This is a genomic window from Pseudomonas sp. FDAARGOS_761, from assembly GCF_013343155.1.
In the GTDB taxonomy this organism is placed as follows: Bacteria; Pseudomonadota; Gammaproteobacteria; order Pseudomonadales; family Pseudomonadaceae; genus Pseudomonas; species Pseudomonas aeruginosa.
Genome location: NZ_CP054572.1, coordinates 1,185,491 through 1,197,168, shown reverse-complemented (window position 1 = coordinate 1,197,168; position 11,678 = coordinate 1,185,491). Strand labels below are relative to the sequence as shown.

Genomic DNA, 11,678 nt, shown 5'->3' with positions numbered 1-11,678 from the left:
TCCGCCGGCGCGCCATAGCTGGATAAATTTTCAGTGGTTCGACAGGGCGGCTATGATAACGCGCTTCGTCACAACCGCCAGCGGAGATCGCCGAATGACCCCCTACGCCCTCGTCTACGCCCTGCATGTCCTGGCCGCCCTGGTCTGGGTCGGAGGCATGTTCTTCGCCTGGACGATTCTTCGTCCGGCGGCCGTCGCCGCGCTGGAGGCCCCAGCCCGCCTGGGCCTGTGGCTGGAGGTGTTCCGCCGTTTCTTCCATTGGGTCTGGGCGGCGGTGATCCTGCTGCCGATCAGCGGCGTCGGCATGCTGCACCTGAGTTTCAACGGTTTCGCCGGCGCTCCGCGCTACGTACAGGTAATGATGGGACTCTACGTCGCCATGCTGGCTCTCTTCCTGCGGGTGCAGGCGCTGCAAGTGCCGGAACTGCGCCGCGCGGTGCAGGCCCAGGACTGGCCGGCAGGCGGGCAGGCGCTGGGGAAGATCCGCCGCACCGTTGGCTTCAACCTGCTCCTCGGCCTGTTGCTGATAGCCCTGGTAGCGGCACGCCCGAGCCTCTGAACCGGCGATGCGCCGGCAGCTATGCTGCCGGCCGCTCCTCAGAAGCGCACGACGTCCAGGCGGCCATCGCTGCCGTTGGTGCCGTTCGCGCCGTCCTCTCCGCTGCGCCCCGCACGACCGGCATCCACCGAGTAGATCCAGCAACCGGTGGCGTTATCCGCCGCACCCGGTTTGCCGGCCTTGCCTCCAGCGCCGCCGACGCCGCCTTGCAGACGGGTTTGCAAGCGCTCCAGAGGAAAATCGCCCGGCACTTCCAGACGAATCCGACCGCCCGCCCCGCCCGGACCGCCGTCGCTTCCGGATTGGCCGTCGCCACCTTTCAGCGCGCTGCCCCAGAGGCAGCCGGAGGCCTTGCCGGAAGCCCCGTCCAGGCCATCGTAGCCTGGCGCGCCGACGCCACCGCGGGCGTCCAGCAGCAGGCTTTCCACCTCCACCGCCTGCAGGCGCAAGGTCAGGTCGCGGCCGTTACCGGCGCTTTGCCGGAAGGTGCCGGTCGCGCCGGGCGCGGAAATGATGCTGCCATCGGCCAGGTGGCCGCTGACGACTTCGATGCTGATTCGCTCCTCGCCCGGCGCCACGCCGATCCGGGCGTTCTTCGCCATGTGCAGTTCCTCGATGCGCAGGACGCTGACCTCCAGCGGAATCAGCAGGGCGGCATCCTCGCCGATCTCCACTCTGCGCAGGCGCAGCTCCTGGGCCCGCTTGGGCAGGCGCATCACCGAGTTCGCCTGAACCTTCACGGTTCCGCCGATACCCTGCTGGCGTGCCGTCGGCGCCTCGGCCGAAAACGCGGCGCCAGCCCAGGCCAGGGGAACGACCAGGAACAATCCGAGCATGGCCTTACGCATGATCGTCCTCCTTGTCCTGCGGCAACTCGCTGGCCGGGCTCAGCGCCGGCAACGCAAGCATGTGGAAGACCCCGAACAGCAAGACCTGGAGACGGTCCAGCCAGGGATGCGCACGCGCTTTCAGGCGTCGTCCGAGGACGAGAATCTCGATCAGGTGGATCAACAGGATCAGGCCGCCGGCTATCGACAACAGCCAGTTCAGCGGATAGGCGAACGGATGCAGCAGATTGACCAGCACCGCGCCCCAGAACACCAGGGTCACGAGCTTGCCCAGCCCGAGAAACGCTTTCATGGAACTCCCCCCAAGACATCGTGTGCGGGGGAACATACTCGCCAGCCCGCCGCGGCGCCAGCCATGAACGAAAACGGGGGCTTCGACGCCCCCGTTCTGCTCCGTGCCGCCAGCGTCATTCGCGCTTGATGAGGATTTCCACCCGGCGATTCTCGGCCCGCCCTTCGCGAGTCTTGTTGTCGGCGACCGGCTGGCTTTCGCCCAATCCCTGCACGCCGACGATGATGCTCGAAGGCACCCCGGCATCGATCAGATAGTTCGCCACGGCATTCGCGCGCCGTTCCGACAGCTTCTGGTTGTAGGCATCGGAACCGACGCTGTCGGTATGCCCGGTGATACTCAGGCGCGTACTGGCCGCCTCGCCTTTCAGGCGTTCGGCGATGCCGTTGAGCTTCTCGCTGTCGGCGGCGTCCACCTTCGACGAATCGAAGGCGAAGTGCAGGTCGCGCACGACAATGGTTTCTTCCTTGACGACAGGAGGCGGCGGCGCGACTTCCTCGACCGGCTGCGGAGGCGGCGGCGCGACCTGTTCGCCGGCACCGTGCACCCAGCAATAGGCGGCACCGACGCCACCGCCGATCAGGGCGCCCCAGCCGGCCCAGCTGCTGCTTTCGATCGCGCCCAGGCCGGCGCCGGTAACACCACCGACCGCCGCACAGGTCGGCCAGTCGCTTTTCTGCAACCCTGCGCAACCGGTCAGCAAGCCGCTGACCAGAATCAGGGGTAAAGCGGTCCTCGTGATGCTCATTGGAACTCTCCTCGTGGATCGGTTGTAACCGACAAATAGGGAGTAAAGACCCCAGCCGAAAAAAGCGCCAGCACTAGGCCATGCAGGCGCTTCAGGCTAGTCTTGGCGAATCCCAGGAGAGTGTTTTCCCATGAGCGAACCGATTTCTCCCCGCACCCCGCAGCAGGCCCTGGCCGCGTTGCTCGCCCGCTACGCGCCGAAGCGCTTGCTGCTGGTCGGCGCCAGCCGGCTGCCGGCGGTGGAGGCCTTCATCCACAACCATCCCCAGTGCCAACTGGCGCACAGCCCGGCGGCGGCATTGCCCGCCGAACTGGCCGGCCAGCGCTTCGACCTGGCGCTGTTCGTCGATTGCCTGGAACACCTGCCGCAGCGCACCGGTCTGCAGTTGCTCGCGGGCGTGCGCAACCTGAACGCCAGCCGGGTCGCCGTACTGGTCGACCTCGAGGCCAGCGACTGGCAGGAAACCGACTTCTTCGCCCTCGCCATGCAGAACAGCGAACGCTTCCAGCGCGAAGGCCAGACGCTGACCCTGTACACCTACGACCTGTACGAATACAAGCAGGTCCCCGATTGGCTGAACGCCAAGTTCTGGGCCAACCCGGAAAACTTCGGCAAGTACTGGTGGTAACCATGACCCAACCCTCCTGCCCCTGCGGCAGCGGCGACCCGCTCGACGATTGCTGCGGCCGCTATCACCAGGGACATCCCGCGCCCACCGCGGAAGCCCTGATGCGCTCGCGCTACAGCGCCTATGCTCTCGGACTGGTGGACTACCTGCGCGACACCACGCTGCCGGCGCAACAGGCCGGCCTCGATCTCGACGGCATCCGCGCCTGGAGCCACGGCAGCACCTGGCTCGGCCTGGAGGTGGAAAACCACGAGGTGCTCGGCGGCCAGCCGGAGCATGCGCGAGTCACCTTCGTCGCGCGCTGGCACGACGCCGAGGGGGAACATGCCCATCGCGAATGTTCCGGCTTCGTCCAGCGCAACGGTCGCTGGTACTTCCTCGATCCGACCGTGGCCCTGAAACTCGGCCGCAACGACCCCTGCCCCTGCGGCGCCGGCGGCAAGCTGAAGAAATGCTGCGGTCCATGGATCACCTGATGCATTCGCTCGCCAGCTATATCCGCGCCATCCATGCCCTGCCCTCGCCAGTCTCGATAAGCGATGCGCAGGTCGAAGAGCAACAGCGCTGCGAGGACGGCGTCGAGATCCACAGCTGCGAAGCGCTCTACCGTTTCGACAACGGCGTGCGCCTGCGCCAGCACTGCGAGCGCGACCTCCTGCCGAGCAGCGGGGCCTGCGAGGAATGCTGGATCGGCTACGAAGTGCTGGATTCCGCCGGGCAGGAAATCAGCCCACGCCACAAGCACTTCGTCAACGCCTGCCAGGAACGCTTCTGGTTGCGCATGCACGCCTGAGATGCAGCGCCAGGCGGCGCGGTTTGGGCGTTGACGAGCGCTCGGGTAGAATGCGCAGCCTTTTCATCCGGGCCCCATCCCCATGCTGCTGACCGTGCTCTACATCATCGCCATCACCGCCGAAGCCATGACCGGTGCGCTGTCGGCCGGCCGGCGCAGCATGGACCTGTTCGGCGTGGTGCTGATCGCCTGCGTCACCGCCCTGGGCGGCGGCTCGGTACGCGACATGCTGCTGGGCCATTACCCGCTGACCTGGGTCCGTCACCCGGAATACCTGGCGCTGACCGCAGTCGCCGCGCTGGTGACAGTGTTCATCGCGCCGCTGATGCGCCACCTGCGCTCGCTGTTCCTGGTACTCGACGCGGTCGGCCTGGTGGCCTTCACCCTGATCGGCTGCCAGGTCAGCCTGGAAATGGGCCACAGCCTGCTGATCGCGGCGATCAGCGGGGTGATCACCGGGGTGTTCGGCGGCATTCTCCGCGACATCCTGTGCAACGACGTACCCTTGATCTTCCGCCGCGAACTCTATGCCAGCGTGTCCTTCGCCAGCGCCTGGTGCTACCTGATCTGCGTGGAGCTGGAACTGCCCTCCGAACAGGCGATGCTGATCACCCTGTTCAGCGGCTTCCTGTTCCGCCTGCTGGCCATCCGCTTCCACTGGGAAATGCCCAAGTTCGTCTACCAGGACGATTTCGACCACTGAGGCAAGCGCCTGCCCCTGGTCGACGCGTTCCTCCAACCCCGCGCCTGTCCCCGATGCCACGGCCCGCGACGCGGTTATCCGCCCCACGCCCTGGCTTGTCGCAGGCCGCTGCCCGCCTCAGTCCTGCAGGCGCAGGTGGCTGGTGTCCGGAGCCGGAGCCGCTGGCTCGGAGCGTGCCTGGCCCATGTCGCTACCGACCGGGGCGACGCTGAAGCGGCTCAGGTCGAGTTTCGGCGCCTCGGCTTCGGCCTTGGCGTCCTGTAGGTCGGCGCCTACCGGAGCCAGGCCGAAATCCGGCGCATCGACCTCGGCGAACGCCGCCATGTAGCCGTCCCGCGGCGCTACCTGCAAACGCCCGGAGGGCGCGCTGTCCCGCGCAGCGACGCGGGCCTGTGGGGCTTCCACGGCGGCCTGCTGCGCAGGCGGCGGCGCCATGACCACCTCCTCGATCTCCATCTCGGCGACCACGGCGATCGCTCCCGCTCGCTCCAGCACGCTGCGGTATTTTTCCGCGGAGGCGGCATCAAGGTTGTTCTTGATCACCACCCGGCGGCCGGAGAACAGCAGCTCGATACGCTGCGCGTCGGCCTGGAACAGCTTGGCCAGGTTGGCCTTGACCACCTCGGGCCGGGCGCCGGCGACCAACTGGCCGGAAAAGGCGATTTCAAAGCGGCTCATTGGCATCTCTCCGAGTGAAGGGCCGCTCGGCATGGCGGCCCTGGCGTTTCGTCGAACGATTGTACCCATCGACAGCCACGCGTGGAGTGACTGGGTCCGGCAAATTGGCCGGCGGGTCCGTTCAGGTTAGCCGAGCCGGTCACGCCAGCCGACGGGAAGACTTGCACGGGCGTACGCGCTTCTCCATGCTCCCCCGACTGCGCTACGGGAAACATATGGACACAGGCCTGTACCTGAAACATCTTTCCTCTATACAACAATAAGTTGCAGCACAATCACTGCTTGTTAAACTGGGGCGTCTCGGGGGGAATAGCATGAATTACCAGGCGCAAATGATAAGAATTATCAGCCTAATAATGGCGTGGGGAGTTCTCTCCAATCTCTCGGGCTGCAGCTGGATGACCGGCAGCTTCGAAGACCCCGACGTCAAGCTGCTGAAGGTGGAAGTGGTCAAGGCACGCTTGCTGGAACAGGAGTTCGTGATGCGCTTCCGCATCGACAACCCCAACGATTTCAGCCTGCCGGTACGCGGCCTGCAGTACGCCGTGCAACTGAACGACATCCAGCTCGCAGAAGGCGAGTCCGGCCAGTGGTTCACGGTTCCCGCCCACGGCCACGAGGTATTCGACGTGCCGGTGCGAACCAATCTCTGGCGCCACATGAAATACATCGTCAAGCTCCTTGAACGTCCCGAGGAGCCGATCCGCTACCGCCTGCAGGGCGAAGTGAAGACCGGACTGATGTTCGGCCGCAGCGTGCACCTGAGACGAAATGGCGAGATAATTCCCGGCGATTTCATCCCAGAATAGGTCCACCATGAGTCAGGAACCCCACGTACACGGCCCGAACTGCAACCACGACCACGATCATCATCACGATCATGGCCATGGTCATGTCCATGGTCCGCACTGCAACCACAGCCACGAGCCGGTGCGCAATCCGCTCAAGGCCGTAGGCCGCAACGATCCCTGCCCCTGCGGCAGCGAGAAGAAATTCAAGAAGTGCCACGGCGCCTGACCCTTCGCACGCGCCGGCATCCGAAGGCCCGCTGAGCAGCGGGCCTTTTCGTTGGCGCGCCACCAGCCCCGCCGGGGCGTCATGCGCGACAGCGGTTTGCATCGAACCTAGGTTCCTGGCGTAGAGTCTTCCGTTCGTAGCCCATCGACGAGCCGGAGACGCACCGATGATCGACCTGTACTACTGGACCACCCCGAACGGCCACAAGATTACTCTTTTCCTGGAAGAAACCGGCCTGCCCTACGCCATCCATCCGATCAATATCAGCCAGGGCGACCAGTTCCAGGCGGATTTCCTGAAGGTGTCGCCGAACAACAAGATTCCCGCCATCGTCGATCGCCAACCAGCCGACGGCGGCGCTCCCCTGTCGCTGTTCGAGTCCGGCGCCATCCTGCTCTATCTCGCGGAAAAGACCGGACGCTTCCTCGCCAAGGACCTGCGCGCGCGCCAGGAAACCCTGCAGTGGCTGTTCTGGCAGATGGGCGGGCTGGGGCCGATGGCCGGGCAGAACCACCATTTCAACCGCTTCGCCCCGGAGAAGATTCCCTACGCCATCGACCGTTACGTCAAGGAAACCGCGCGCCTGTACGGCGTTCTCGACCAGCGCCTGGCGGACCGCGCCTTCGTCGCCGGCGACGACTACAGCATCGCCGACATGGCCATCTATCCGTGGATCGTCCCACACCAGTGGCAGGAGCAGGATCTCGCCGACTTCCCACACCTGCAGCGCTGGTTCGAGAGCATTCGCCAGCGTCCGGCGACGCAACGCGCCTATGCTTTGGTGGAGCGCATCAATCCGCCGCAGTAGCGGGTCCCGAGCCGGCCTGCGGACGTCCTCGCGGACGACCGCAGGCGGAGCTTGCGCAGCCCTGCGCTCCTCACTAACGTAGCGCCTCTCGACGCGACCACTCCCGCAGGAGCCCCCACCCCATGGCCTCGCCAGCCTTCATGCGTTTTCTTCCCCGTTGCGGCGCCGCCGCGGCCTTCGGCACCCTCCTGGGCCTGGCCGGTTGCCAGTCCTGGCTCGACGATCGCTACGCCGACAGCCTGCCGCCGACCTCCGGCGTACAACCGATCAAGGGCCTGGCGCAAAACGTATCGATCCGGCGCAACGCGCTGGGCATGCCACTGATCGAAACCGGCACCTTCCATGACGCGCTGTTCGCCCTGGGCTACGTACACGCCTCCGACCGCCTGAGCCAGATGGTCAGCCTGCGCCTGCTGGCCCAGGGACGGCTGGCCGAGATGGTCGGCCCCGGCGCGCTGGAGATCGACCGTTTCATGCGTACCGTGAACCTGCGCCAGGCCGCGGAGATCCAGTACAGGAACGCCTCGCCGCGCCTGCAACGCTTCTTCGAGGTCTACGCGCGCGGGGTCAACGCCTACCTGTATCGCTATCGCGACAAGCTGCCGATGGACCTGGCCCAGTCCGGCTACCGTCCGGAATACTGGAAGCCCGAGGACTCGGCCCTGGTCTTCGCCCTGCTCAACTTCGGCCTGGCGGTGAACCTGCAGGAAGAAATCGCCTCGCTGACGCTCGCGCAGAAGGTCGGCAGCGACAAGCTGGCCTGGCTGACGCCGACCTATCCCGACGAAAACCTGCCGTTCGACGAGGCGGAAAAGCTCAAGGGCCTGCGCCTGGACGGGCAGGTTCCCGGCCTCGCGGGCGTCGAGGACGCGGCGCGGCAGGTCGCAGCGCTGAGCATGCTCGGGGTCGCCGCCTCGAACAACTGGGCTATCGCGCCGCAACGCAGCCGCAGCGGCAAGAGCCTGATGGCCAACGACACCCACCTGCCGCTGAGCATGCCGTCGGTGTGGAACTACGTGCAGATCCGCTCGCCCAAGTACCAGGCCGCGGGCGTTTCCATCGCCGGTCTGCCGGGCGTGGTGGCGGGCTTCAACGGCAAGCTGGCCTGGGGCATGACCATGGTCCTGGGCGACAACCAGGATCTCTACCTGGAACAGTTGCGACGCCAGGGCAACCGGCTCTATTACCTGGCCGACGGCAAGTGGCAGCCAACCCGCGAACGCCAGGAAACCTTCTTCATCAAGGGCCAGCGGCCGATCCGCGAGGTCATCCACGAAACCCGCCATGGCCCGCTGCTCAACAGCGCCCTGGGCGAGCGCAAGAACATCCTCCAGCCGCTGCCGCTGAAGAGCGGCTACGGACTGGCCTACCGGAGCATCCAGCAGGAAGCCGACAAGACCCTGGACGGCTTCTTCGACCTGTCGCGGGCCAAGACCATCGAGCAGGCCTTCGACGCCACCCGCGAGATTCGCGCGATGCCGCTGAACATCGTGTTCGCCGACGAAAAGCACATCGGCTGGCAGGTCACCGGACGCTATCCGAACCGCAAGGAGGGTCGCGGCCTGCTGCCCTCCCCTGGCTGGGACGGCCGCTACGACTGGGATGGCTATGCCGACCCGATCCTCCACCCCTCCGACCAGGACCCGCAGCAGGGCTGGCTGGGTACCGCCAACCACCGCACCGTGCAGCCCGGCTACGGCGCCCAGTTGTCCAATTCCTGGTACTACCCGGAGCGCGCCGAGCGCATCGCCCAGCTCGCCGGTGCCAGCAAGAGCCACGACACCCAGAGCATGATCCGCATGCAGTACGACCAGACCTCGCTGTTCGTCGCCAAGCTGCAAGCCATGTTCGACAATCCCGGCATGGCGGCGCCGCTGCGCCAGGCCATCGACGCCTTGCCGGAGGCGCAACGCAGCCGGGCGCGGGAGGCCTACGACCGGCTGATGGCGTTCGACGGCAAGCTGACAGCCAGCTCCAGCGACGCCGCGCTGTACGGCGCCTTCCTCCACGAGAGCGCCAGGCAGATATTCCTCGACGAGCTAGGACCGGAAGACGGCCCTGCCTGGAAAGCCTTCGTCGAGACCGCCAACCTCTCCTACTCGGCGCAAGCCGACCACCTGCTCGGGCGCGACGACAGTCCGTTCTGGGACGATACCCGCACTCCGCAGAAGGAGGACAAGCCGGCAATCCTCGCGCGCAGCCTCGCCGCCGCCGTGGAGTTCTGCGAACAGCGACTGGGGAGCGAGCGCAAGGCCTGGCAATGGGGCAAGCTGCACACCTACGAATGGCGGAGCGACAGCTCGAAAATGGCCCCCTACCTGGGCGCCGGCGAGCGCGCCGGACTCGGCGCGATCAAGGGCTATCTCGATCGCGGGCCCTATCCGGCCGGCGGCGACCACACCACGCTGGACGTATCGGCCTACGGCTGGGGCCAGGACTTCGACACTTGGCTGATCCCGGCGATGCGGCTAATCGTCGACTTCGGCCAGAGCGAACCGATGATCGGCGTGAACAGCAGCGGCCAATCCGGCAATCCGGCCAGCCCGCACTACGCCGACGGTATCGACGCCTGGCTCAAGGGGCGCTACGTCAGCTTCCCGTTCCAGCCACAGAACCTCGATCGCGTTTACGGCAACAAGCGGCTGACGCTCACTCCCGCTCGCTGAACGGACGGCGCGGAACTTTCCTCCGCGCCGTGGCTCTGAACAGCCGACTTACTCCATGATCATCTTCAGGGCGTCCTTCCGGACGCCCTTCTTTTATCCCCCTCCCGGAAAGCCTCCGTTTTCTCGAAAGCCCGGGCACGGGATCGAACTGATCTCACTCCTCTCCGGCCTCTTCCACGGGCGCCACCAGCGCCCGGTCCAGCCAGTCCGTCGGCAGGCTCTTGCTGGCGCGGGCACCGAGCAGCTTGAGTTGCTCGCTGCGACTGATCAGGTTGCCACGTCCCTCGGTGAGCTTGTTGCGCGCCGCGGCATAGGCCTTGTCCAGTTGCTGCAGGCGCGAACCGACCTCATCGAGGTCCTGGACGAAGAGCACGAACTTGTCATACAGCGAACCGGCACGTTCGGCGATTTCCCGCGCATTCTGGTTCTGCCGCTCCTGGCGCCAGAGGCTGTCGATTACCCGCAGGGTGGCCAGCAGGGTGGTCGGGCTGACGATCACGATATTCTGCGCGAAGGCGTCCTGGAACAGGTTCGGCTCGGCCTGCAGGGCCGTCGAAAAAGCCGCCTCGATCGGCATGAACAGCAGGACGAAGTCGAGGCTGTGCAACCCTTCCAGGCGTCGATAGTCCTTGCCGGAGAGGCCTTTCACATGGTTGCGCAACGACGTTACGTGCTGCTTCAGCGCCTGCTGGCGCAGCAGATCGTCGTCAGCGGCGATGTACTGCTGGTAGGCCGTGAGACTGACCTTGGCATCCACCACCACCTGCTTGTCGCCGGGCAGGCGGATCAGCACGTCCGGCTGGAAGCGTTCGCCCTCGGCGCCCTTCAGGCTGACCTGGGTCTCGTATTCCCGGCCTTTTTCCAGGCCCGCATGCTCGAGCACCCGCTCCAGCACCAGTTCGCCCCAGTTGCCCTGGGTCTTCTGGCCCTTGAGCGCGCGGGTCAGGTTGGTCGCTTCCTCGCCCAGGCGCAGGTTGAGCTGCTGCAGACGCTCCAGTTCCTTGCTCAGGGAGAAACGCTCGCGCGCTTCCTGCTGGTAGCTTTCCTCCACCCGCTTCTCGAACGCCTGGATGCGCTCCTTGAGCGGATCGAGCATCTGCCCCAGGCGCTGCTGAGTGGTTTCGGCGAAACGCTGTTCGCGTTCGTCGAAGATCTTTCCCGCCAGTTCGGCGAACTGTGCCCGCAACTCGTCGCGGGCCGACTGCAGGTCGGTCAGGCGCTGCTGGTGGCTTTCCTGCTGCTCGCGCAGTTCCGCAGCCAGCGCAGCCCGTTCGGAAGCCAGGCGACGCAATTCCTCTTCCCGGCCCTGGCGCTCGCTGGCCCAACGTGCCTCCGCCTGGGACGCCCGTTGCCGCTCCTCCCCCATCAACTCGGCTTCCCGACGCAGCGCGGCGACCTCACCGGCGAGCCTGGCATGGCGCTCGCCGAGTTGCTGGTAAGCCTCCCTGCTGGTCTCCAACTGCGCATTCAGCCCGTCCTGGGCCAGTTGCGCGGTCGCCAGTCGCTCGCCGAGCAAGGCTATCTCGCGCTCCGCCAGGCTGGCCCTTCTCTGTAGCTGCCATGCCAGGCCGGCCAGGGGAATCGCGGCAGCCAGCAGGCCAAGCAACAGGTTCGGTAGATCGACGGGCATGGGGCACTCCAGCGGAAAACGACGCAACACCCGCCTGGCAGGCGCGCGTGCAGCGGATTCTAGGTTCTTGGGAAAAGACCGTCGAGCGAATAGCGCCGCGCCGAACGAGCACTCCGCTTCCGAGCTGTGCGTAACCCCATGCGCAGGACATTTTCAGATACTTCCGTAACGGAAGCCATCGTCCTGCGCCCTTCGCCGCCGGGACATTTCTGCTTCCACGGCATTTTTGTCGCGGCTACAGGGCTTGCCTTGGAGCGTGCGATGTGCTGTCGAGCAAGCGCTTGGGAAATCCACAGATCCTGTGGATA

At 65.9% G+C, this 11,678-nt stretch carries 14 protein-coding genes; 9 read left to right on the top strand and 5 right to left on the bottom strand.

From position 1 onward, the window contains the following. Window positions 1-94: 94 nt before the first annotated feature. Window positions 95-559, top strand: a complete 465-nt coding sequence (locus FOC67_RS05710; RefSeq protein WP_003082024.1) for a CopD family protein — start codon at window positions 95-97, stop codon at window positions 557-559. 38 nt (window positions 560-597) lie between these two features. On the opposite strand, the gene FOC67_RS05705 is transcribed toward FOC67_RS05710, so the two are convergent. The 3 genes from FOC67_RS05705 to FOC67_RS05695 all read right to left on the bottom strand — a co-directional run bounded on the left by FOC67_RS05705 (window position 598) and on the right by FOC67_RS05695 (window position 2,447). After that, window positions 598-1,407, bottom strand: coding sequence for a hypothetical protein (locus tag FOC67_RS05705; protein WP_009315414.1), 810 nt, complete (start codon window positions 1,405-1,407; stop codon window positions 598-600). Further along, window positions 1,400-1,699: a DUF1145 domain-containing protein gene (locus FOC67_RS05700; RefSeq protein WP_003086345.1), complete on the bottom strand. Its 300-nt coding sequence runs from the start codon at window positions 1,697-1,699 to the stop codon at window positions 1,400-1,402. The genes FOC67_RS05705 and FOC67_RS05700 overlap by 8 nt, the downstream gene beginning before the upstream one ends. A 115-nt stretch (window positions 1,700-1,814) precedes the next feature. Further along, window positions 1,815-2,447: an OmpA family protein gene (locus tag FOC67_RS05695; RefSeq protein WP_003082015.1), complete on the bottom strand. Its 633-nt coding sequence runs from the start codon at window positions 2,445-2,447 to the stop codon at window positions 1,815-1,817. 130 nt (window positions 2,448-2,577) lie between these two features. Here FOC67_RS05695 and FOC67_RS05690 point away from each other — a divergent pair, with 130 nt between their 5' ends. The 4 genes from FOC67_RS05690 to FOC67_RS05675 all read left to right on the top strand — a co-directional run bounded on the left by FOC67_RS05690 (window position 2,578) and on the right by FOC67_RS05675 (window position 4,571). Continuing rightward, window positions 2,578-3,075 (top strand): DUF6231 family protein, encoded by a 498-nt coding sequence (locus tag FOC67_RS05690; RefSeq protein ID WP_003086343.1) that lies wholly within the window; start codon window positions 2,578-2,580, stop codon window positions 3,073-3,075. Between the two features lie 2 nt (window positions 3,076-3,077). Continuing rightward, window positions 3,078-3,551, top strand: coding sequence for a YchJ family protein (locus FOC67_RS05685; RefSeq protein ID WP_003125052.1), 474 nt, complete (start codon window positions 3,078-3,080; stop codon window positions 3,549-3,551). Further along, complete coding sequence (locus FOC67_RS05680) at window positions 3,551-3,868, top strand: hypothetical protein (protein ID WP_009315410.1); 318 nt, start codon at window positions 3,551-3,553, stop codon at window positions 3,866-3,868. The genes FOC67_RS05685 and FOC67_RS05680 overlap by 1 nt, the downstream gene beginning before the upstream one ends. Before the next feature lie 82 nt (window positions 3,869-3,950). Next, window positions 3,951-4,571 carry a trimeric intracellular cation channel family protein gene (locus tag FOC67_RS05675; RefSeq protein ID WP_003081997.1) on the top strand — a complete coding sequence of 207 codons (621 nt, stop codon included), beginning with the start codon at window positions 3,951-3,953 and terminating at the stop codon, window positions 4,569-4,571. 117 nt (window positions 4,572-4,688) lie between these two features. Here the strand turns inward: FOC67_RS05675 and FOC67_RS05670 are convergent, their stop codons facing one another. Further along, window positions 4,689-5,249, bottom strand: a complete 561-nt coding sequence (locus tag FOC67_RS05670; RefSeq protein ID WP_004348538.1) for a hypothetical protein — start codon at window positions 5,247-5,249, stop codon at window positions 4,689-4,691. Between the two features lie 314 nt (window positions 5,250-5,563). Here FOC67_RS05670 and FOC67_RS05665 point away from each other — a divergent pair, with 314 nt between their 5' ends. From FOC67_RS05665 to quiP, 4 genes are all read left to right on the top strand, one after another. Continuing rightward, window positions 5,564-6,058 (top strand): LEA type 2 family protein, encoded by a 495-nt coding sequence (locus FOC67_RS05665; protein ID WP_003123186.1) that lies wholly within the window; start codon window positions 5,564-5,566, stop codon window positions 6,056-6,058. 7 nt (window positions 6,059-6,065) lie between these two features. Further along, entirely contained in the window at window positions 6,066-6,266 is a 201-nt protein-coding gene (locus FOC67_RS05660; protein ID WP_003081984.1) for an SEC-C metal-binding domain-containing protein, read from the top strand. 166 nt (window positions 6,267-6,432) lie between these two features. After that, a complete protein-coding gene (locus FOC67_RS05655; RefSeq protein ID WP_003081964.1) occupies window positions 6,433-7,074 on the top strand; it encodes a glutathione binding-like protein in 642 nt (213 codons plus the stop codon). Window positions 7,075-7,196: 122 nt separating this feature from the next. Then, complete coding sequence (gene quiP, locus FOC67_RS05650; RefSeq protein WP_009315399.1) at window positions 7,197-9,740, top strand: acyl-homoserine-lactone acylase QuiP; 2,544 nt, start codon at window positions 7,197-7,199, stop codon at window positions 9,738-9,740. A gap of 154 nt (window positions 9,741-9,894) precedes the next feature. On the opposite strand, the gene rmuC is transcribed toward quiP, so the two are convergent. Next, on the bottom strand, window positions 9,895-11,256 hold the full coding sequence (gene rmuC, locus FOC67_RS05645; RefSeq protein ID WP_083842341.1) for a DNA recombination protein RmuC: 1,362 nt from the start codon (window positions 11,254-11,256) through the stop codon (window positions 9,895-9,897). Window positions 11,257-11,678 lie beyond the last annotated feature (422 nt).

What these genes read in the sequence shown, in the direction of transcription:
- FOC67_RS05710 (WP_003082024.1), top strand. Translation starts at nt 95, where the DNA reads ATGACCCCCTACGCCCTCGTCTACGCCCTGCATGTCCTGGCCGCCCTG.
- FOC67_RS05705 (WP_009315414.1), bottom strand. Translation starts at nt 1,407, where the DNA reads ATGCGTAAGGCCATGCTCGGATTGTTCCTGGTCGTTCCCCTGGCCTGG.
- FOC67_RS05700 (WP_003086345.1), bottom strand. Translation starts at nt 1,699, where the DNA reads ATGAAAGCGTTTCTCGGGCTGGGCAAGCTCGTGACCCTGGTGTTCTGG.
- FOC67_RS05695 (WP_003082015.1), bottom strand. Translation starts at nt 2,447, where the DNA reads ATGAGCATCACGAGGACCGCTTTACCCCTGATTCTGGTCAGCGGCTTG.
- FOC67_RS05690 (WP_003086343.1), top strand. Translation starts at nt 2,578, where the DNA reads ATGAGCGAACCGATTTCTCCCCGCACCCCGCAGCAGGCCCTGGCCGCG.
- FOC67_RS05685 (WP_003125052.1), top strand. Translation starts at nt 3,078, where the DNA reads ATGACCCAACCCTCCTGCCCCTGCGGCAGCGGCGACCCGCTCGACGAT.
- FOC67_RS05680 (WP_009315410.1), top strand. Translation starts at nt 3,551, where the DNA reads ATGCATTCGCTCGCCAGCTATATCCGCGCCATCCATGCCCTGCCCTCG.
- FOC67_RS05675 (WP_003081997.1), top strand. Translation starts at nt 3,951, where the DNA reads ATGCTGCTGACCGTGCTCTACATCATCGCCATCACCGCCGAAGCCATG.
- FOC67_RS05670 (WP_004348538.1), bottom strand. Translation starts at nt 5,249, where the DNA reads ATGAGCCGCTTTGAAATCGCCTTTTCCGGCCAGTTGGTCGCCGGCGCC.
- FOC67_RS05665 (WP_003123186.1), top strand. Translation starts at nt 5,564, where the DNA reads ATGAATTACCAGGCGCAAATGATAAGAATTATCAGCCTAATAATGGCG.
- FOC67_RS05660 (WP_003081984.1), top strand. Translation starts at nt 6,066, where the DNA reads ATGAGTCAGGAACCCCACGTACACGGCCCGAACTGCAACCACGACCAC.
- FOC67_RS05655 (WP_003081964.1), top strand. Translation starts at nt 6,433, where the DNA reads ATGATCGACCTGTACTACTGGACCACCCCGAACGGCCACAAGATTACT.
- quiP (WP_009315399.1), top strand. Translation starts at nt 7,197, where the DNA reads ATGGCCTCGCCAGCCTTCATGCGTTTTCTTCCCCGTTGCGGCGCCGCC.